The organism is Algoriphagus persicinus (assembly GCF_035156415.1).
GTDB classification, from domain to species: Bacteria; Bacteroidota; Bacteroidia; order Cytophagales; family Cyclobacteriaceae; genus Algoriphagus; species Algoriphagus persicinus.
In genome coordinates, this window is record NZ_JAYEEY010000010.1 from 51,185 (window position 1) to 71,841 (window position 20,657).

At 40.4% G+C, this 20,657-nt stretch carries 22 protein-coding genes; 15 read left to right on the forward strand and 7 right to left on the reverse strand.

Features of this window, described 5'->3' with window-relative positions; translation table 11 throughout:
• Nucleotides 1-101 precede the first annotated feature (101 nt).
• The 3 genes from U3A58_RS09470 to U3A58_RS09480 all read left to right on the forward strand — a co-directional run bounded on the left by U3A58_RS09470 (nucleotide 102) and on the right by U3A58_RS09480 (nucleotide 3,005).
• A complete protein-coding gene (locus U3A58_RS09470; RefSeq protein WP_323823179.1) occupies nucleotides 102-608 on the forward strand; it encodes a hypothetical protein in 507 nt (168 codons plus the stop codon).
• Nucleotides 609-674: 66 nt separating this feature from the next.
• Nucleotides 675-1,776, forward strand: a protein-coding gene (prfB, locus tag U3A58_RS09475) for a peptide chain release factor 2 (protein WP_323823180.1) whose coding sequence is annotated in 2 segments (ribosomal slippage) — nucleotides 675-734 and nucleotides 736-1,776 — 1,101 coding nt in all. Because the reading frame shifts where the segments join, the coding sequence is not laid out codon by codon here.
• A 50-nt stretch (nucleotides 1,777-1,826) separates the two neighbouring features.
• A complete protein-coding gene (locus tag U3A58_RS09480) occupies nucleotides 1,827-3,005 on the forward strand; it encodes an MFS transporter (RefSeq protein WP_323823181.1) in 1,179 nt (392 codons plus the stop codon).
• Between the two features lie 130 nt (nucleotides 3,006-3,135).
• Here the strand turns inward: U3A58_RS09480 and U3A58_RS09485 are convergent, their stop codons facing one another.
• The 4 genes from U3A58_RS09485 to U3A58_RS09500 all read right to left on the reverse strand — a co-directional run bounded on the left by U3A58_RS09485 (nucleotide 3,136) and on the right by U3A58_RS09500 (nucleotide 6,986).
• Complete coding sequence (locus U3A58_RS09485) at nucleotides 3,136-4,491, reverse strand: MATE family efflux transporter (protein WP_323823182.1); 1,356 nt, start codon at nucleotides 4,489-4,491, stop codon at nucleotides 3,136-3,138.
• Nucleotide 4,492: 1 nt separating this feature from the next.
• The gene (locus U3A58_RS09490; protein WP_323823183.1) at nucleotides 4,493-5,035 is read right to left on the reverse strand and encodes an NUDIX hydrolase; all 543 of its coding nucleotides are present in this window, start codon (nucleotides 5,033-5,035) and stop codon (nucleotides 4,493-4,495) included.
• Between the two features lie 55 nt (nucleotides 5,036-5,090).
• Nucleotides 5,091-5,555, reverse strand: a complete 465-nt coding sequence (locus U3A58_RS09495; protein ID WP_323823274.1) for an Lrp/AsnC family transcriptional regulator — start codon at nucleotides 5,553-5,555, stop codon at nucleotides 5,091-5,093.
• Between the two features lie 237 nt (nucleotides 5,556-5,792).
• On the reverse strand, nucleotides 5,793-6,986 hold the full coding sequence (locus U3A58_RS09500; protein ID WP_323823184.1) for a tetratricopeptide repeat protein: 1,194 nt from the start codon (nucleotides 6,984-6,986) through the stop codon (nucleotides 5,793-5,795).
• Between the two features lie 79 nt (nucleotides 6,987-7,065).
• Between U3A58_RS09500 and U3A58_RS09505 the strand changes: the two genes are divergently transcribed.
• Nucleotides 7,066-7,716 carry a sulfate ABC transporter permease gene (locus U3A58_RS09505; RefSeq protein WP_323823185.1) on the forward strand — a complete coding sequence of 217 codons (651 nt, stop codon included), beginning with the start codon at nucleotides 7,066-7,068 and terminating at the stop codon, nucleotides 7,714-7,716.
• 32 nt (nucleotides 7,717-7,748) lie between these two features.
• Here U3A58_RS09505 and U3A58_RS09510 read toward each other — a convergent pair whose 3' ends face one another.
• Complete coding sequence (locus U3A58_RS09510) at nucleotides 7,749-8,555, reverse strand: sulfite exporter TauE/SafE family protein (protein WP_323823186.1); 807 nt, start codon at nucleotides 8,553-8,555, stop codon at nucleotides 7,749-7,751.
• Between the two features lie 214 nt (nucleotides 8,556-8,769).
• Between U3A58_RS09510 and U3A58_RS09515 the strand changes: the two genes are divergently transcribed.
• Nucleotides 8,770-9,573 carry a universal stress protein gene (locus U3A58_RS09515; RefSeq protein WP_323823187.1) on the forward strand — a complete coding sequence of 268 codons (804 nt, stop codon included), beginning with the start codon at nucleotides 8,770-8,772 and terminating at the stop codon, nucleotides 9,571-9,573.
• Here the strand turns inward: U3A58_RS09515 and U3A58_RS09520 are convergent, their stop codons facing one another.
• Nucleotides 9,574-10,230 carry a Crp/Fnr family transcriptional regulator gene (locus U3A58_RS09520; RefSeq protein ID WP_323823188.1) on the reverse strand — a complete coding sequence of 219 codons (657 nt, stop codon included), beginning with the start codon at nucleotides 10,228-10,230 and terminating at the stop codon, nucleotides 9,574-9,576.
• A 420-nt stretch (nucleotides 10,231-10,650) separates the two neighbouring features.
• Here U3A58_RS09520 and U3A58_RS09525 point away from each other — a divergent pair, with 420 nt between their 5' ends.
• From U3A58_RS09525 to U3A58_RS09555, 8 genes are all read left to right on the forward strand, one after another.
• Nucleotides 10,651-10,878 carry a FeoA family protein gene (locus tag U3A58_RS09525; RefSeq protein ID WP_323823189.1) on the forward strand — a complete coding sequence of 76 codons (228 nt, stop codon included), beginning with the start codon at nucleotides 10,651-10,653 and terminating at the stop codon, nucleotides 10,876-10,878.
• A 5-nt stretch (nucleotides 10,879-10,883) separates the two neighbouring features.
• Nucleotides 10,884-13,013, forward strand: a complete 2,130-nt coding sequence (gene feoB / locus U3A58_RS09530; RefSeq protein WP_323823190.1) for a ferrous iron transport protein B — start codon at nucleotides 10,884-10,886, stop codon at nucleotides 13,011-13,013.
• Between the two features lies 1 nt (nucleotide 13,014).
• A complete protein-coding gene (locus U3A58_RS21815) occupies nucleotides 13,015-13,131 on the forward strand; it encodes a FeoB-associated Cys-rich membrane protein (protein ID WP_416377296.1) in 117 nt (38 codons plus the stop codon).
• Between the two features lie 51 nt (nucleotides 13,132-13,182).
• Nucleotides 13,183-14,658 (forward strand): lipopolysaccharide biosynthesis protein, encoded by a 1,476-nt coding sequence (locus U3A58_RS09535; protein ID WP_323823191.1) that lies wholly within the window; start codon nucleotides 13,183-13,185, stop codon nucleotides 14,656-14,658.
• Nucleotides 14,659-15,095: 437 nt separating this feature from the next.
• The gene (locus U3A58_RS09540) at nucleotides 15,096-16,016 is read left to right on the forward strand and encodes a universal stress protein (protein WP_323823192.1); all 921 of its coding nucleotides are present in this window, start codon (nucleotides 15,096-15,098) and stop codon (nucleotides 16,014-16,016) included.
• A gap of 106 nt (nucleotides 16,017-16,122) precedes the next feature.
• The gene (locus U3A58_RS09545; protein ID WP_323823193.1) at nucleotides 16,123-16,671 is read left to right on the forward strand and encodes an RNA polymerase sigma factor; all 549 of its coding nucleotides are present in this window, start codon (nucleotides 16,123-16,125) and stop codon (nucleotides 16,669-16,671) included.
• A 34-nt stretch (nucleotides 16,672-16,705) separates the two neighbouring features.
• Nucleotides 16,706-17,065, forward strand: a complete 360-nt coding sequence (locus U3A58_RS09550; protein ID WP_323823194.1) for a hypothetical protein — start codon at nucleotides 16,706-16,708, stop codon at nucleotides 17,063-17,065.
• A 4-nt stretch (nucleotides 17,066-17,069) separates the two neighbouring features.
• Complete coding sequence (locus tag U3A58_RS09555; protein ID WP_323823195.1) at nucleotides 17,070-17,510, forward strand: hypothetical protein; 441 nt, start codon at nucleotides 17,070-17,072, stop codon at nucleotides 17,508-17,510.
• Between the two features lie 25 nt (nucleotides 17,511-17,535).
• Here U3A58_RS09555 and mscL read toward each other — a convergent pair whose 3' ends face one another.
• Entirely contained in the window at nucleotides 17,536-17,961 is a 426-nt protein-coding gene (gene mscL, locus U3A58_RS09560) for a large-conductance mechanosensitive channel protein MscL (RefSeq protein WP_323823196.1), read from the reverse strand.
• A 186-nt stretch (nucleotides 17,962-18,147) separates the two neighbouring features.
• On the opposite strand from mscL, the gene U3A58_RS09565 reads away from it, so the two are divergent.
• Together U3A58_RS09565 and U3A58_RS09570 are read left to right on the forward strand one after the other, a co-directional pair.
• On the forward strand, nucleotides 18,148-20,196 hold the full coding sequence (locus tag U3A58_RS09565) for a S9 family peptidase (protein ID WP_323823197.1): 2,049 nt from the start codon (nucleotides 18,148-18,150) through the stop codon (nucleotides 20,194-20,196).
• Between the two features lie 89 nt (nucleotides 20,197-20,285).
• On the forward strand, nucleotides 20,286-20,657 hold the full coding sequence (locus tag U3A58_RS09570) for a methylglyoxal synthase (RefSeq protein ID WP_323823198.1): 372 nt from the start codon (nucleotides 20,286-20,288) through the stop codon (nucleotides 20,655-20,657).

The window sequence follows — 20,657 nt, forward strand, 5'->3', positions numbered from 1 at the left end:
TAAAACGTTCCTACTGAAAACCACCTGAAAAACTTTTGCTTCGGACTATAATTCTATAAAATCACACATGATTTTTCCTCAATTTGTTTTTAATTAGAGAAATGAAAAACCTAGTAGTTATTTTTCTGCTTTTTACTGCATCTCTATCCTCATTAGCCCAAGGAACAGATTTCATTCTTCTTAAAAGAGGCATAAAGCAAAAATCCCAAATCCGGTATTACCCAGGCCAGACTATTACCTACAAAAGCACAAAAATTGATTTTTTCGTCACCGATGTGATTCATAGCATTGATCAAAATTTCATTTACCTCAGCGAAAACATCCTTTCTCCTGAGACTATTACCGAAATAGATATCCGAGATAAAGACCGTAGAAATGGGACCTTGAGAGCACTCAACGTCTTAACCCTGAGTGCCGGAATCATATTACTTGGAGCTGAATCCATCAATAGCATTTACCACGACAACGCATTCTCAATCAGTAGTGGAGTTGGACTTACATCCGGTGTATTATTGGGAACTGGCCTAGCTATGCTTCCTTGGCGGTACAAAACATTTAAAAATACAGGGCGAAATAAAATCCAGCTGATTCAAATGCGGATGGATTAATGGAAGATTACTGGTATAAACAGATATTATTTCGGACTTTTGCAGCCTAAATTTTAACCTAGACAGATGACTTCAGAACAACTGAAAGACTTGAAAGCCCGCACATCGGCTTTGAGGAGGTATCTTTGACTACGATCGTAAGATTGCAGAAATAGAAGACCTAGAGGCCGTATCGGCCCAGCCTGACTTTTGGAATAACCCAGAAGAGGCAGAAAAAAGCATGAAGCAGATTCAAGCCCGAAAAGCTTGGACGAGTTCATTTGAATCACTCAATAAGCTCATCGAGGATCTCGAGGTATTATATGAGTTCTATAGCGCAGGCGAGGTTTCTGAAGAAGAAATCAAAGCTGAGTTCACTAAAGCTGAGGCTGAAGTACAAGAGCTAGAACTTAAGAAAATGCTCTCTTCGGAAGAGGACCAGCTTAATGCAGTATTAGAAATCAACCCAGGTGCCGGAGGAACAGAAAGCAATGACTGGGCCTCAATTCTCATGAGAATGTATATCATGTGGGGAGAGAAAAACGGTTACAAAGTAACGGAAGTGGATCTGCAGCCCGGGGAAGTAGCCGGTATCAAATCCTGTACTTTGGAATTTGAAGGCCCGCTCGCTTATGGATTTTTAAAATCCGAAACGGGTGTTCACCGCTTAGTTCGAATCTCTCCATTTGATTCAGGAGGAAGAAGACACACATCTTTTGCCTCTGTGTACGCATACCCGGAAGTAGATGATTCGATTGAAATCGAAATCAATCCTGCAGATGTGGAATTGCATACATCTAGATCGGGTGGTGCAGGCGGACAGAACGTGAATAAGGTAGAGACCAAAGTTCAATTGACACACAAGCCAACCGGAATCGTGGTGGTTTGTCAGATTGAGCGTTCTCAACTTGCCAACCGGGAAAAGGCCATGCAGATGCTTAAATCACGCTTGTTTCAGATGGAATTGGAAAAGAGAAATGCAGAAATCGCAAAGATAGAATCCTCCAAGATGCGTGTAGATTTTGGTTCACAGATCCGAAACTATGTGCTCCATCCCTACAAGCTGGTAAAAGACAACAGGACTGGACATGAAACTTCAGACACCCAGCATGTGCTGGATGGAGGATTAAATGAGTTTATGAAAGCTTTCCTGCTGGCGCAAAGTGAAGAGCAGATAAGCAAAGACTAATACATGAGGCCAGGGTTAATATCCTGGCCTTTTTCCATGTCAGTGTAAAGATGAAAACAAACTCCACTTTTTTCACAGTAGATTTCTCCCTTCTCTGTTTGAGCTCATTTCTGTTTTTCTCTTCTTTCAATATGATTATCCCAGAGCTACCAGCGTACCTGACATCGCTAGGCGGAGAAGATTACAAAGGATTTATCATCGCTTTATTTACACTATCAGCTGGACTCTCAAGACCTTTCAGTGGCAAGCTTGCTGACAAAATCGGAAGAATTCCTGTGATGATGATTGGGGCAAGTGTTTGTTTTGTAGTTGGAATGCTTTACCCCCTAATGAGCTTTGTAGGCGGATTCTTATTTCTACGGTTTGCTCATGGCTTTTCTACCGGCTTTACTCCTACTGGTGCTTCAGCTTATGTTGCAGATATTGTCCCTTATCAAAAGCGCGGCGAAGCGATGGGCTTATTTTCGCTATTTGGATCTATGGGAATGGCAGCCGGACCAGCAATAGGCGGATGGCTAGCCACATTCTTCTCTATAGCTACTGTTTTCTATGTATCAGCCTTTACAGCAATATTTTCTATTCTGATTCTACTTAAACTCAAAGAAACGCTACCAAACAGAGAGCGGATTTCTTGGAAAATGTTTCAATTGACAAAAGATGAAATTATAGAAAGAAGAGTCCTGATACCCTCTGGAATACTTTTTCTCTGTGTTTTTTCTTTTGGTGTGGTGTTGACAATTATTCCAGATTTCTCCACCCATCTGGGAATCGAGAATAAAGGACTTTTCTTTGGAGTCTTTACGCTCTCTTCCTTAGGGATTAGACTTTTAGCAGGTAAAACTTCCGACCGCTATGGAAGAATACCCGTAATGCGGGCAGCAAGTGTAACCCTTGTTTTTGCCATGATCTTAATCGCTTTTGCAGAAAGTAAATTTGCTTTATTGGGATCTGGTGTTCTCTTCGGCTGTGCAGTCGGGATGTATAGTCCTACCACTGCTGCTTGGGTGGTAGATTTATCATTGGATCAGTTTCGAGGACGTGCTTTAGCTACGATGTACATAGCCCTGGAAGCTGGGATAGGCATAGGTGCTTTGGTTTCAGGATTTCTTTTTGCAAATAACCCCGAGAACTTTAGGCTGGTATTCCTTAGCAGTGCCGGCATGGCAGGAATGGCATTCATTTTTTTACTTTTCATCAAAAGAGAAAAACGGATTTTAGAAATGACATAATCAATATCCAAGATGCTTATTAACTCGTGGAATTGAGTAAAACTCCTTCTGATAGCTTTTTGATCATATTAGGATTCATTTTGACTGGATACAAAACAGAAATTGGAAGAAGTATTAGGGTTCAGAATACTTAGGCAGTGACGGTAGGGGAATTTGCAGCAATCATTCTTTTGCTCAGCTTATTAAATCTATAAAATAAGACCACAGCGGTAATGCTCAATCCAATCAATAATCCATACCAGATGCCTTTTTCAGCCATTTCAAGCTCAAATGCCAGAAAATAGCCCAGCGGTAGCCCTATTACCCAATACGCCACCAGCGTGATCACTGTCGGGAATTTAACATCCTCCAGACCTCGAAGCACACCTAATCCTGCCACCTGAATACCATCTGAAAGTTGAAACATTCCTGCAATAATCAGCAAGGAAGCTGCTAATGCTACTACCTCCTCATTTTCTATATAGAGTGTAGGTAGATAGGCTCTCATCACAATGAATAGCAATCCTGTAATCGCCATAAAAACCAGAGCCATCCCAAAAACCACCATGCCAGCTTCCCGCATGGCCTTAAAATTATTCTTACCGATCTGATTACTTACGCGTATCATGCCAGCAGTGCTCAACCCCGACACCATCATATAACTAATCGATGCCAGATTAATTGCAATCTGGTGAGCTGCGAGTGCATTGACACCTATCCAGCCCATCATAATAGCGGCAGCGCTGAAGGCACTTACCTCAAAAATATATTGAAAACCAGTAGGTACACCGATTTTCAAGATCCTATTCAACAGTAAAAATCTCAGCTTACCTAGTCCCAACTGTAGCTTGTATATGCTATACCTTTGAGAGTGCATTACGTACCAGCCCATCATGAAAGGCATCATTATTCTGGAAATTAACGTAGCCAGTCCGGCTCCATTCAGTCCCATTTCTGGTGCACCAAGATGCCCGTAGATCAGTACCCAGTTAAGAAACACATTGACTAGATTACAAAATATGGTGACATACATCGCCTGCTTTGTTTGCGATATACCCTCAGCCAATTGCTTAAATGATTGGAAAATCATAAAAGGAAAAAGAGATGCAGTGATTATAAAAAGGTAAGGAATCGTAAGTGTTACCACCTCTTCCGGCTGATTTAAGAAATATAGTCCTTGTGACAAACTAATAATCACCACTGTCAGCAGCAATGCAGTAGCTATATTGATCCATAGTCCATGCTGAAAAAGATGACCTATTCTCTTGAATTTCCCTTTGCCATCTGCAACAGAAACCAAAGGAGTGATTCCCATTGAAATCCCCATTCCAAACATCAGTAACACAAAAAATATGCTATTTCCTAAAGAGGCTGCTGCTAAGGGTACTGCACCCAACCTACCTACCATCATGCTATCCGCTACCCCTACAGACACTTGACCTAATTGGCTCAAGACTACGGGGAAGGCCAGATTGAAGGTTATATTAAAATGATTCTTAATCGTCATGTCATAAATTTAAGATCCTGGCAGTCTTGAGAATTCCCGCTACACTGATTCCATCAGTGATCTCACCATTCATTACCATTTCCAGGACTTCAGCAAAAGGCAATTTCTTTATTTTAAGTACTTCAGTTTCCTCAAATTCAGTTTCTCCCTGACGTAATTCTTCGGCTAAATACACAAACCCAACCTCGTCGGTCACTGAGTTTGAGGTATGGATTTTCATTATTTCAGTCCATTTCTCTGCAATCAAACCAGTTTCTTCTTTTAATTCACGCTTCGCACTTTCAAGCATACCCTTCTCAATGTATCCACCTCCCATTGGGATTTCCCATGTATATTCATCCAACGTATAGCGGAACTGACCAATAAGCCAGGTATTGCCGTCCTTGTCAATAGGAATTATTCCCAATGCTCTATTTTTAAAATGCACTTTGCCATAAATACCATCGTTGCCAGCAGGGTTAATGATCTCATGGTGCTCTACTTTAATCCAAGGATTTTCGTAAATCGGATTAATCTTCTTGGTTTTCCAGGGATTTTGTTCCATTTGTTCAAAAAAAAAGGGTGACTTACGCCACCCAATAGAATTTAATTAAGGCTGATTAAGCAGGGATCGGCATTACTTTAGAATCCTTGAAAGTAGATAAAATAACCATGGATTGCATGGAATCAACTTCCTTGATTTCGGATACTTTTTCGAGCATCAAATTCTGATATGAGGTAATATCCTTAGCTATAATTTTCAAGATAAAATCTCCGGTACCAGTAATATGATGACATTCAATTACTTCAGGAATTATATTAATTTCCCTCATAAAGGCATCAATATTTCCTTTGTTGTGTCCAATCAAGCTCACCAAAACAAAAGTGCTAACCCCAAGGCCAATCTTCTCCGGATCCAGCTTAGCGTGATAACTCTTTATGATTCCAGATTGCTCCAATTTCTTCACTCGCTCTAATGTAGGCGCTGGAGAAAGTCCGATATCTTTTGACAATTGGGCATTGGTGATTTTGGCATTGGCTTGGAGGATTTCCAGAATCTTCCTATCAATTTTATCGAATTTTATCGAATTTTATTCTTAAGCTATGATCCATGATCTCGTGCATTTACAAAATTTTGTATGGTGCAAAGTTAATATAATTGAGGATTGTTTTAAACCATTCATCAGAATTTTAAAGAGGAAATACGAAATTTTCTTAATATTTCTTAATGTTTATAGATGCAATCCTTTCAAAATCACTTGCCTCCTTTAAAAAATTCAAATTATCTCCTGTTATAACGGTTAAAAATGTCACATTTTCAATTAAAGTTTATTCTTTTTGACAAATTCTCTCGCTTCTTGATGAGCGGGATGTTTTCGCTTTGCGTATTTCTTCACTTCCTTGAAGTATTTCTTTGCCAAAGCTTTGTTTTTTTCCGCAGTTGCCATTTTTCCAAGTTGCAACAAAGAATGTAGGTAATACCCACTTTCTTGTGATTCAGATTCCTCTCCATAGGATAGCGTCTTGAGGTAAAACTTCTTGGCTTCCTCTCGATTCCCTAGACGATCATTGAATTGGGCAATGAAAAATGCTGCATACCTCCCACTATTAGATTCATAGCCTGACTGCTTTGCCTCAATGCGTGCCAGAATCTCCTCTGATTGCTCTACAGCTTCTGGCCATCGACCCACTGCATATAGATGTCTGGCATAAGATCGATGGAAATAAGGGTTATTGGGGAATTTAGAATGCAAATACTCTGAAATCTGTAATGCTTTGAACGGCTCCTTCTCTTCAGAGGCATAAAGTCTAAATAAAAAATACTGCGCTTCCACCCGGGTATAGAACGCATTGTTAGCTACTTGCTCGAGTTGCTGTAAGCCCAGTGCCTTGCTCCCCTTTGGAAAAAGAGCCATGATGGGTCTCAAAAGTGGGTAATTCTCTGGTATCCACTGGGAGAAGTAATTAAATAAAGCATCTCCTAAAAGCAACTCTGGGTTAAACTCCTCTTCTCCCCTACTCAAATCCATGTATTTCAGCGCATTTCTACCTGCCCAGGCAGCTTTAGTCCAGCTTTTTCTTTCAGAATACAAGCGCGCTTGAAATCCATATCCCGCAGCCAAAAAGAACGCTGCTTCCTTATTGGTCTCATCGGCTTCAAACATGACTGTGGCTTTATCGATTGCCCGATCTAAATATTTCACAAAAGTAACATCATACTTTTCATTGCTAACATCTACTTCGATTCTCCACCAATATCCTAAGGCAACCAAAAACTCTGGCAAGGGATGATCTGGATATTGGATGGCAAGCACTGCAAAATCTCGCTCAGCAGTAGGGAAATCAAAATTATACAGACTGTTGATCGCCTTGGTGATCCTAAATTGCAGGCTTTTATCCAGTAACAGATACTTTGAAGGGGCAAAAAGCATAGAATCTTCTTCTACACTCTGGGCTTGGGCGAGACTAACTCCAGTCAACCAAATACCTAGAATCATTACGATTCGTGCTAGCATATATTTCTTACTATTTAGATTTCAAAATTAGAGGTATTCCCAAACAAAATTTTAGATTTGGACAAGATTCATCTTAAAAATGGCTAAAACTTTAACTCCTGAAGGACAACGTCTGAAAGAACTAATAGATTTCGATAAGCGGGTTTATTTTTTGGTACTGGTATTTTTGTTTTTACTGATCAGGTATCTCACCAATACCTTGATTCTTGAAGCCATTCCTGATTACACCAATTTGGAAGCCAGAGGGGATTTCATGATTTTCCATATTTTCAATGCATTAAACTATCTCTGGACACCTTTTGCCTTACTTTGGAAATTCACAGTTATATCATTTCTTTTTTGGCTTGGTGCCTTTCTGATGGGCTACAAAGTGCCCTATAAGGAATTATGGCAGTTTGCACTGATAGCAGAAGTAGTATTTATATTCCCAGAACTGGTTAGGCTTTTAGTTTACATTTCTCCATCTACTGGAGTGACATATATTGAAATAGATGAATTTAGAGCGCTTTCATTGCTCTCACTTCTAGATCCTGGAAATGTAGCCCCCCAATATCACTACGCCTTCGCCACTGTCAATATCTTTGAGATAATCTACGGTATCGTATGGCTATATGGATTTCATATGATCAGTCGAAGACCTTTTGCAGAATGTGGTCTCGTTGTTTTCGTAGGCTATTATATTCCCTTGATGATATGGCTCACTTGGTATATTATGGTGTATCGAGGTTGAGCAATTTTCAAAATAATACGATGGATTAATTTTTACATTGACATTAGTTCTGTAGCAATAATGTAAATACCCATAATTAGCACAAACCACCCAAATCCCTTTCTCAGTGCCTTTTCGTTTATTTTTTTAGAGAGGGCACTTCCGATGAATATGCCTATTATCGATAATCCGGTAAAAATCAACAGCAATTTCCAATCAATTGTTTGAGTTGACACATCCCCTAAAAACCCAATGAGTGATTTGGCTGAAATAATCAAAAGAGAGGTCCCCACGGCCATTTTCATCGGAAGCTTAGCCAGAAGAACAAGAGCGGGGATGATCAAAAATCCTCCACCAGCGCCCACCAAACCTGTAATCAATCCCACCACAAGTCCCTCAGCTGCAATGAGTGGAATATTAAATTTAACTTCACTTTCCTCGTCGGCACTAGCCTGACCATTTCCTTTGATCATGGAATAAGATGCCGCCAGCATAATCAAGGCAAAGAACACCATGATACCAATGCTCTTGGTAATCTCCGCCCCTCCTAATTCAAATAAAGGATCAGGAAGAGCTAGGACAAAAAACTTCCTGGTCAAAAACACTGCGATGAAGGATGGTATAGCAAATACTAAAGCTGTCTTGTAATCCACCAGCTGCTTCCTCATATAGGTGATTGAACCAGCGAGCGAGGTGCTTCCTACCACAAAAAGTGAATAGGCCGTACCCAATACAGGATCAATACCCAAAATATAAACGAGTACAGGCACAGTCAAAATAGATCCTCCACCTCCGATAAGTCCCAAACTTATGCCTATGATTACTGCCGCTACATACCCTACTAATGCAATTATTTCCATTATAAATTTCTCAGATTTAATATGACAAAAGTACCAGTGATCCTCCAGGCAAGAAGTGACAAATGTTACACTGGTTTTAAATAGCAATAATGCTCAGGAAATATTTTAAGAAAATCAAGAAGCTTATAGTTGTAAATTAATTCAGCGCATAGCTATAAAATCCCTCCCGTATTCCTCCACAATTATCTAAATTAATATAAGTAAATTCATGACCATGAAAATAATTATCCCAATAGATTTTTCTGACAATTCCACGAATGCATTAGAGTTTGGAATAGCCCTGGCCGGAAAAAAAGATGGTGAAATAATCCTAGTTCATGTGATAGAAGCCGTTTATGATTTTGCCTCGCAGGCTACTATCGCCATGGAAAGTATGCATCGAGATGCTGAATCCCTGATGCAAGAGACGTTGGAGAAATATCAGCCCTCCAAACTAAAGTTCACTACACTTATCAAAGAGGGGACAGCTTCCATAGCTGTAGCAAGGATTGCAAGAGACATGAATGCTACCATGATCGTAATGGGGACACAAGGTGCAAGTGGTATTAAGATTGCCCTGATTGGTAGCACTACCATCAATCTAATCAGAGAATCGTCTGTGCCTGTTTTGGTCGTGCCGGCAGAATCAAATGCTTTTGAAATCAGAAAAGTAGCCTTAGCCTTAGAATTTGCGAATCATGAAGAAAAGTTCATCGACTGGGTCATAGATATGAGTATAAGGTGGGAACGCGGTATAGAATTCGTCCACGTACAAACAGCTGCGGACTTTGAGGAAGAACCTGGAATCAAAAAATTAGAGGATTTCATAGCAACACATCATCCGGGATTACCTGTGAAAATCCACACTTTTTATGCTAAAACTCCTGTGGAAGGATTAGACCAATTTTTAGAAGAAAATGAAAAAGTAATTCTTGTAATGTGTCATGAACACAAAAACCTCTGGGAACAAGTGCTCAGCCGCAGTCAAACCATTCAAATGGTTTTTCACTCTAAAGTCCCTCTGCTGGTAATGCCATGATTATTTACTGATCAACTCCTCAAAATCATCCCGGATATAGATCACATTTCTTCCCAGTTCGATCCATTTCTTTCTTTCCAATTGCTTCAAAAGTCGGGACACCACTTCTCTGGAAGTAGTTAGTTCGTTTGCGATTTCCTGATGTGTGGTACGCAGTTCATTAGACTTTAGCTGCTTCATTTTAGTCACAATGTACCTCATCAATCGTTCGTCCATTCGCTTGAAGGCCACAGCATCCAGCGCCACCAGTATTTCCTGAAAACGGTCCTGATAGGTGTTGGCCACAAAATCCTTCCATTGCTTAAACTCATTAGAAAATTGGTCAATAGCTGAAATAGGTATGGCGATAATCTTGGCATCTTCCTCCACCACTGCTTTAATCTCACTGGCTTTTGATGAGGAGCAACAGGTCAATGACAAAGCACATGTCTCTCCTGCATCCAAAAAATACAGGAATAACTCTCTTCCTTCATCGTCCATCCGGGATATTTTGATAGAGCCATCTAGGACTATTGGTACCATTTTTATAAACTGTCCTGGCTCCATTAGCACTTTACCAGCCTCCAAATTCATGAGTTGGCCCTTCTCCAAAATTTGCGCTAGCAAGGCAGGGTCAGTAAAATTTGGGAATGCTTCTTTTAGTTCTTCCGTAGTCATATTGTATTAAAAAGATGGCGAATTTAAGAATCTACGGTTTTTGTCCGAGTGATTTATATCACGTACAAATAAATAAATTTACTCGAAAAACCCATTCATGAATCAGTACTTCTCAAAATGGTGAGACAAGTAATCAATCTGATTAAAAACACGTGCGTAAATCTGGGTCTTTTTCGATTTCAACCTGATGTCATTAGGCCTGAGTAAACAAATCAAAGAATTTCAGAAAAAAGAGTTTTTGCTCGATTTTACCGTCAATATATTCAGACAGGAAGGCAAAGAATTCAGGCTGAACCATGGCCAACTTTCCATCAACTAATTCCTTGAATTAAAAACATGATAAAAATCTTCTTTATTTTTCTTTAGATTCATTCCAAATAATTCTATTTTTGCACGCGGTCAAAAGATCGAAACAATCAAATGATGATAACAGCTGATTCTATACCTATCACCCGGGCAGCAATTATCCAAGAAATCCTAGATTCTCCATTGAAAATCAACTTGATGGAACTTGGGTTTTTGCCAGGGAAAACGATAACACTCCATCATTCTGCACCATTAGGCGGTCCTATGGCATTCAAACTTGACGAAACCATACTTGCCTTAAGAAAAACCGAAGCTTCGCTCATAGAAGTAAAATTGCTCTGAATTTCATGAAGCAGTCCACAATTCCTTCTCAAGTTAAATCACCAAAAGTAGCCATCATCGGAAATCCGAACGTTGGGAAATCGACCATCTTCAACCAACTCACAGGACTGAACCAAAAAATCGGCAATTATCCTGGAGTAACCGTCGATAAAAAGATTGGGTGGATGCAATACCAGGGAAGCAGTTATGAGATTATAGACCTTCCGGGCACCTATAGTCTCTATCCAAATTCCGAAGACGAAATCATCGCGCATCGTGTATTGAACCAACTGAGCATAGAGGAAAGACCGGATTTTGTCTTAATGGTCATTGATTCTTGCCAACTTTCCCGTGGTCTTTTCTTAGCTACTCAACTGATAGACTTAGGTCTTAATCTGGCCTTGGTTCTCAACATGGCAGATATTGCCACTAGAAAGAACATCACGATCAAAAGCTTCGAAATATTCAAAGCACTTGAAGTGCCTATTTTGAGTACGGATGCCAGAGGAGAAAAGGGATTAGATCAAATTCGAGAGTTAATTCATCAGCAAAATTTCAGCAAAAAATCATCTTTTATCAATATAGAAGAGGTCGTTCCGGGCACTTTACTCGCTGAAGTGAAAGATAAGTTCAACTTTTCTAATTCCTACCAGGCATATCAAATGCTACGGTTTGGTGAAAAAGATAAAACTATTACTGTAGAAAACAGGAATTGGATAAAGGCAAAACTAGCTGAAGGAAATTTTAACTTAGAAAAAGCCCAGCTTGAAGAGACCAAGATTCGATACAGAATCATTACCAAGATCGTTGAAAAAGCTGTTGTAAAAACCCAGGATGTAAAAAAAGAGTCTGGAGTTGACAAAGTCTTCCTTCACCCGGTTTTCGGGTATCTTATTTTCGGGGGAATTCTCCTCATCATTTTTCAGGCGATTTTTGCTTGGGCTGCAGTCCCAATGGATCTGATAGATGGTTTCTTTGCTGAGCTTGCGGGTTCAGTTTCAACCCTTTTGCCGGAAGGCCCTCTTTCTAGTCTGATTACCGAAGGCCTTATTCCTGGCATCGGAGGAATAGTGATTTTTATTCCTCAGATTGCTATGCTTTTTGGATTTCTTGCTATCCTAGAAGACACTGGATACATGTCCAGAGTCGTATTCCTGATGGATCGCTGGATGCGTCCCTTCGGCCTTCATGGTAAAAGTATTGTGCCACTCGTATCAGGTGTAGCATGTGCCATCCCAGGAATCATGGCCGCCCGGAATATTGGAAACTGGAAGGAAAAAATCATCACGATTATGGTGACTCCTCTGATGAGTTGCTCTGCACGTCTGCCAGTCTATGTTATTCTCATTGGGTTAGTAGTGCCAAATGAGCGAATCTTGGGTGTTGTGAACCTCCAAGCACTTGCATTGCTTTCGCTTTATTTATTAGGAGTAATCGGGGTATTGTTCACCGCATTGCTCTTGAAAAACATTCTACAAACCAAAGAGAAAAGTTTCCTTATGGTCGAGCTACCGCCATATCGTGCTCCTCGATGGCTGGACGTATTGCTCACTATGTATAACAAATCCAGAACATTTGTATTGGAAGCAGGTAAAGTAATCTTGGCGATTTCGGTGATTCTCTGGGTTCTGGCATCTTATGGTCCTCCAGAAAAAATGGATGCCATCCGCGCTGAAAGTGAAGTGAAATTAGCCCAAGCGTCCCCTGAGGAAGTCCCCATAATAGCAAACGAAACATCCTCCCTACTACTTGAGAACTCCTTTATAGGGATCATGGGAAGGGCGATTGAGCCTGCTATTCGTCCTTTGGGATACGATTGGAAAATCGGAATTGCATTGATCGCATCATTTGCCGCCCGAGAAGTGTTCGTATCGACTATTGCTACCATCTACAGTATAGGGTCAGACACCGAAGATGAATTGACGATTAGGGAAAAACTCAATCAGCAAATCAACCCAGCCACTGGGGACAAAGTCTATAATAAAGCCACGGCATTTTCGCTTATGGTATTCTATGCATTTGCTATGCAATGTATGAGTACTCTTGCCGTAGTGTATCGGGAAACCAATGGTTGGAAATGGCCGTTGATTCAGACAGTGTACATGACGGCTCTGGCGTATGTGTCTGCGCTGTTGGTCTATCAAATTCTATCGTAATATGTGGCAGGAAATATTAGTTGGTGTAATCGTTTTAGCAGCTTTGGCTTATTTAGTGAAGAAGTATTTCTTTAAATCAAAGAAAGAAGCTGGTTGTGACAAATGTGCCAAACCTTGAATTTTATCTGAAACAATCTCTTAATGCTAGTTTTTTGATACTTTTAAGCTCATGGGCAAAGTAGCCAAGCAGAGCATTCAAACCACCATTTTTTCTTACCTGGGAGTTGTCATAGGTTATGTCAATGTGCTCTGGCTTTATCCTTATGCTTTAGATGCCTCCCAATTAGGGACTTTCAGAACCATCCAAGATCTCGGGTTGCTATTTGTTCCCTTTGCCCAATTGGGAGTTGGGCATGGCATCACGCGCTTTTTCCCAAAACTCAAATCCAATCAATCCGCTTTCCTGAGTTATGGCTTGGTCTTTTCGCTAGTCGGTTTTGCTGTAGTAAGCACGATCTTCTTTGGGTTCAAAACTCAAATCATTGACTTATTTGCAGTTAATTCTCCTGAAGTAATTGACTTTTTCGGGATCGTACTTTTGATCACCTTATTTGCATTGCTGAGTAGTATTTTGGATGCATATAGTCGATCATTTTTGAAAATAGCAGTGCCTACACTTGTCCGCGAAGTGTTTTTGCGCTTACTCACGGGGATTCTTGTGGGAGCTTACTTAGTAGAATGGATCTCCTTCCCGCAAGTAATGCAGGGCTTAGTGGCAGTATATGGATTTGCCCTATTGGGTGTCTTAGTCTATTTACTTTGGCTCGGAGTTTTGAAATTGGATTTCCGTTGGAATACTTTCCCAAATGGTTTCCGAACGTCCTTTATTCAGTTCAGCCTCATTACCTTCTTGGCTACAGCTGCATCGACCTTAATTATGAAGATTGACAGCATCATGGTGAGCTCCATGATCAGTCTTGAAGCTAATGCTATTTACACCATTGCTTTTAGCATGGCACTGGTGATAGAACTGCCTAGGCGGGCAATCTCTCAGGTGGTAATGCCCGTGATTTCAGATCATTTTACCCAAGGCAATTATAGGGAAATCAACAAGTTGTACAAGCAGGTTTCAAATCGTCAACTGTATATTTGTTTACTTCTTTTTATAGGAATCTGGTCAAACCTGGATGCGTTGTATTACTTTATCCCTAACGGTGAACTCTACCAGACAGGAAAGCAGGTAGTCGTGTTGATTGGTTTGGGAAAACTATTTGACGTGGCATTCTCAGTTAATAGTGAAATCCTGGTTTTCTCTAAGCACTACCGCTTCAATCTGATCGCAACGATCGGTATGAGCATTTTAATTGTTATGTTGAATTACTTACTTATTCCACTCTATGGAATCGAAGGAGCAGCCATGGCTTCGGTTGTTGTGATGTTTTTATTCAACCTTGTGAAATACATGTTTCTTAAAATCAAGCTAGGATTCGATCCTTTCTCTACTGATACAGTGAAAATACTTTTTGTAGGAATGACGGCTTACATTCCTGGATATCTCACATTCTCCTCACTTTCGCCTATCCCCAACATCATTTTAACTAGCTTATTAATTCTTGGGATGTATCTATTTTGGTCTAGAATACTAGGTGTAGGAAATGAAGAATGGGAATGGGTGAAGAATAGGATAAAAAAATCCGGGTCTTAGAGTGTTGCAAACCTCCTATACGACAAGATTTGAGCTGCCTGTTAACCGCAAACTTCCACTGTTATCCTGCCTTTTGAAGGGCGAGGTCCCGATGGCTATCGGGATGAGGCCTGCTTTTGGGAAGGGCTTCACTCGGTAAAATTGATAATTGTGAAGTTTGAACATGTCAACGACCCGGACAGTCCAAATATACGATTTATTAAACGGCAGGTTGGCAATTGTAAAGGATGATTCCGATAATGTATGGTGAAGTATTAGAAATCATTTGGGTTTCAATGGCTTATCTCAGAATATTATTCCAGCATAACACCTGTTTCAAATCTCTGAATGCAGCAATTCGATGAAATATGATTTTATTCAAAATTTTATTTTACTTAATACTTAAAGATTTACTTGTATTACGCTTAAATTTGCAATCCTAAAACCATTGGCGCTTTATGTATTTGATTAAAAAAATGGTCGTTTGCTTGGATCAGACTTCATTGGATCAAACCTTGATTCAGCACGCAGCTTTTATAGCTCAAGTCAATCTAACCAAAAAAATCTATTTCGTAAATGTGATTAAGAACCTCAGCATCCCAAAAGAAGTGTTGGAGGAATTTCCGAATTTGGTGGAGAACATGGTCAACGAAAGACAGGAAGCCATGGAGTCAATGGTCACAGCGCATTTCAAAAACCCCAAAGGAATTTCTTTAAACTACATAGTAAAGGAGGGCTCACTCTCAAAAAAAATATTAAAGCTTGCAGAGGAAAAATCGGCGGATATGATCTTAATTGGACGAAAAGTGCACCTCCCAGGTACAGGAGTTGCCTCCACGAGACTCGCAAGACGCGCTAGCTGTTCGTTACTCATCGTCCCAGAAGGCTCTGTTACTAAAATGCAGCGATTGTTGGTTCCAAGTGATTTTTCAGATTATTCCAAAGATGCCTTAGAAGAGGCTATTATGATTGCTGAAAAGCACGGTGGCCTTGAAATTGTGTGTCAAAATGTGTTCACAGTACCTTCAGGCTATCATTATACAGGAAAAAGCTACGAGGAATTCACGAAAATTATGCGCATGCATGCGGAGATTAATTACAAAAAATTCATTCGAAAAATAGACACCAAAGGAAACAAAATCACCCCTGTATATACCCAGGATGTCAACGATGACCCAGTTGAGGAGATAGTCGCCAAGGCAAAGGAAATCGGTGCAGATGGAATTATCATTGGCGCCAAGGGACGTACGGCTGCCACAGCGCTATTTATAGGAAGTATGGCTGAGCGTTTGATCCAGTACAATGACAGTATTCCTCTTTTGGTGACTAGACCAAAAGGCAAGAATGCCGGTATTCTGGATTATATCCTCGAAATTTAGTAGTCAATTTTGGAACATAATTATTTTTCTCACTGACTATCAAGGCATAATGTTCATTTTTCCTGCTTCTGTAAACCCTTTTGCATAAATTGGGTCTAAAAGGTGAATGAAGAAAAATGGTGACCAGGAAATCCTCCAACTCATCCAAGATCCCAAAACTCGGGAGGTGGGTTTCAGGCAGCTTATCCAGACTTACCAAAAACGAGTATATCATGTGATCAGGAGAATGGTTTTGATCCATGAAGATGCAGATGATATCACCCAAAACACCTTTATAAAGGCGCATCATCACATCGGTAAATTCCAAGGGCAATCAAGTCTTTTCACATGGCTCTATAGGATCGCAACGAATGAATCTCTGAGTTTTCTAGAAAAGAAGAAAAAGAAGTACTTCTTCTCAATAGAGGATCATCAGGAGAAATTGGAATCCTATATTGATCAGCCTGGAAATATGGATGGAGACGAAATCCAGCGCTTACTTCAAAAAGCATTGCTGACCCTACCTGATAAGCAAAGACTCGTATTTCATCTGAAATATCAGGAAGAGCTTACTTATGAGGAAATGTCTGAAATCACCGGCACCAGTGTAGGTGCACTCAAGGCCAGCTATCATCATGCAGTAAAAAAAATCGAACATTCCTTATCTAGAGAATAAACTATTGACCATCAACCCAGTCTAAACTTATACCATGCAAAAACTTCCTAAAGTTAAGGATTTCAGGGCACCCGAAGGTTATTTTGATAGGCTTCCAGACCAGATAATAGAAAGAACACAGCCATCAAGTTATGGCAATTGGATGAACTATGCAGCAGCTGCCGCTATACTGGTGGTAAGCTTGGGCGTATGGCAATTCAATACCTCCCCTACGCAATTTGAAACACTATCCATGGATGAAGAGGTCAATTTATATATAGAAAGTCAATATTGGTCTGCAGAAGATGTACTAAGTATGGTAGATAATCCAGAGGAAATTCTGGATCAGATCATTGCAGAAGAAATGGTTTATGAAGTGGATTTAGTGAATGAAATTGATCAAAATTGGTATTAAGGATATGAAAAGATATACATGTATAGCATTCTTGATGTTATTGGCCATAGGTACCGCATTTGCCCAGCGCCCAGAAGCAAGATATGACCGGGAAAAACTAGAAGCCGCCCGAGTAGCCTTTATCACGACTAGGCTGGATCTAAAACCAGAACAGGCACAAAAATTCTGGCCAATTTTCAATGTTTATAACGAGGCTAGAGAAAAAAATCTGAGAGAGATGTCTGAATTAGGCAGAGTAAAAGACCTTCAATTAGCTGAATCAGAAGCAAAATCCAGAATTAGCCGGAAATTCGAAATTGAACGCAAAATGATCGTGGACGAAGAAAAATTCGTCAAAGACCTTTCCAGTGTTATCACATATAATCAAATCATCCAGCTGAATGGTTTGTCGAGGGAGTTTGCCCGACATATCTATCAAAGACGAAGAGAGGGTGATAAAAAGTAAAAAAAGCAACACAAAGCCGCTTTTTTTACTTTTTATCTTTTTTCAGTAGATCTCTGATTTCTTCAAGCAAAACTTCAGATTTGGAAAGTGCTGGAGGCGGCGGCGTAGGAGCTTCAGCTTCTTTCTTCTTCAATCTATTGACTCCCTTCACCGCCATAAAAATAACAAAAGCAATGATGACGAAATCGACCACGTTTTGGACAAAAATACCGTAGGTCAGCAGCACCGGCCCTTGATCTTCACCTGCAGGGCCCACACTGCTTTCCTTTAGCACAATAGCCAAATCAGTAAAGCTGACGCCCCCTAGCAAAACTCCAATTGGTGGCATTACGATATCTTTCACAAAAGATGCGACAATCTTACCAAAAGCTCCACCAATAATCACAGCTACTGCCAGATCGATTACATTGCCTTTGACAGCAAACTCTCTAAACTCTTTCAGAAATCCCATAGAAATTTGGTTAATGGTTGAATTATTTACTGAATATTTCAAAAAATAATATTTTTATCCAAGACCTACTACTATTCTAATTCATTTTATGATACAAAACTGCAACTGAACCACCTTTTTCCTCCTGGAAACAGAACTCAACACCCAATTTTTTCCTTAACATTGCAACCTTAACTACTTAATAAAATGCAGGCACCACAAGCCAAAAAGATAGCTCAGCTCTTAGAATCACACGGTCATCAGCGTACTGACAATTATTATTGGATGCGTGATAGAGAAAATCCAGAGGTCTTAGACTATCTCAATGCTGAAAACGAATACCTCAAAACAAGCCTAAAATCTACAGAATTATTTCAGGAAAGATTATTTCAAGAAATGAAAGGGCGAATCAAGGAAGATGACGAAAGTGTCCCCTACTTCAAATCTGGCTATTACTGGTATGTTAAATACGAAACAGGCGGAGAATACCCGTTGTATTGTCGTAAGAAAGGTAATCTGAATACCAAGGAAGAGATCTTTCTTGATGTCAATTTACTTGCCGAAGGAAAAGCTTATTATCAGGTAGGCGGCACAGCAGCTACTTCCGATCTGACAACGCTTGCTTTTGCTGCAGATGCCATAGGAAGAAGAATCTATGAGATCTATTTCAAAGATCTTAATACAGGGGAAATTCTGCCTGATCACATTCCAGCCATCACTGGAAATTTTGCTTGGGCAGCTGATAATCAAACACTTTTTTACTCCAAGCAAGATCCTGACACCCTGCGCTCCTTTCAGATTTATTCACATATGTTAGGCACAGCTTCGGCTGATGATATTCTTATTTATGAGGAAAAAGACGAGGAGTTTTCCTGTGCGGTTCATAAGACAAAATCTGAACAATACATCCTCATCCATTCAGAGAGTACCATCTCTTCAGAAATGAGATTTCTTGATGCTGCTGATCCAGTTGGAGAATTCAGACTTCTTCAGCCTAGAATTCCGTTTTTGGAATATGCAGCAGACCATTATCAAGATCACTTTTGGATCAGAACCAACCATGAAGCTCAAAATTTCAAGCTAGTGAAAGCCCCTATCACTAATCCATCTTTAGAAAACTGGGAGGATGTGATTCCGCACCGTGAGTCTGTTCTTTTAGAAGACTTTGATATATTTTCAAATTTCCTAGTGGTACAAGAAAGGTCAAATGGGTTATGCAATATCAACATCAAGCCATGGGATGGTACGGCCGGACATCCCTTGGAGTTTGATGATGAAACTTACACTGCCTGGATCAGTACCAATCCCGAGTTTGACACTTCCATACTGCGCTTTGGATACAATTCACTGGTAACTCCTGCCAGTACCTTCGATTACCATATGGTGACGAAGGAGAAGACTCTGCTCAAGCAGCAAGAAATCGTCGGAGGATATGATAGTTCTGAATATACTTCTGCCAGGATATGGGCAAAGGCACCAGACGGAAAAATGGTGCCGGTTTCTCTAGTTTACAAAATCGATAAGTTCTCACCTGATGGTTCAAATCCATTGCTACTCTATTCCTATGGCTCGTATGGCTACAGCATGGATGCCTATTTCTCCAGCAGCCGCTTAAGCTTATTGGACAGAGGCTTCGTCTTTGCGATAGCACATATAAGAGGTGGAGAAGACCTGGGCCGAATATGGTATGAAGATGGAAAAATGCTGAGAAAGCGCAACACCTTCAGTGACTACGTCGCATGTGCTGAGCATCTAATCACGGAGAAATATACTTCATCAGAGCATTTGTATGCCATGGGAGGAAGTGCCGGTGGTCTGCTGATGGGGGCAGTCATGAATATGCGCCCAGAATTATTCAAAGGCCTGATTGCGGCTGTGCCATTCGTGGATGTGGTGACCACCATGCTCGATGAAAGTATCCCGCTGACCACAGGGGAATTTCAGGAATGGGGTAATCCTAAGGATAAGGAATACTATGAATACATGCTTTCCTACTCACCATATGATAATGTGGAAGCAAAAGACTATCCTAATCTACTGATCACCTCAGGACTTCATGACAGCCAGGTACAATATTGGGAGCCCACCAAATGGGTAGCAAAACTTCGTGAAATGAAAACTGATTCTAATCTTCTTTTACTGCATACCAATATGGATGCAGGACACGGAGGAGCTTCGGGTAGGTTTAACTCACTGAAAGAATTGGCCTTGGAATATACCTTCTTGCTTTATTTGGAAAATCTAATTCGAACCTAACATGAAAGTAGCCTTTAAATAACCTCAGTCGACCAATCAGGGAAATATTTTTTCCTAACTTTGGCATGAACCTATTACCCTAAAACTCGATGAAAATAGCTCTTATAGCCCATGATGGTAAAAAAGCCGACATGGTTCATTTTTTAAGTGGATTCCGAGACAGACTACTACAGGCAGATGTGGATTTGGTAGCTACAGGCACCACTGGTGCTCATATTGAAAAGGCTGGATTTGAAGTTCAAAAACTGCTCTCTGGCCCTTATGGAGGTGATGCCCAGATTGCGGCCATGGCTGCTCAGAAAGACCTTGCAATGGTCGTCTTCTTCAGAGATCCCCTAGATAAGCATCCACATGAACCGGATGTACAAATGCTCATGCGGATTTGTGATGTACACAACATCCCATTGGCAACAAACCCAGCTTCGGCCGAACTTATGTTTAAAGCCTTCACTCAAACCTAA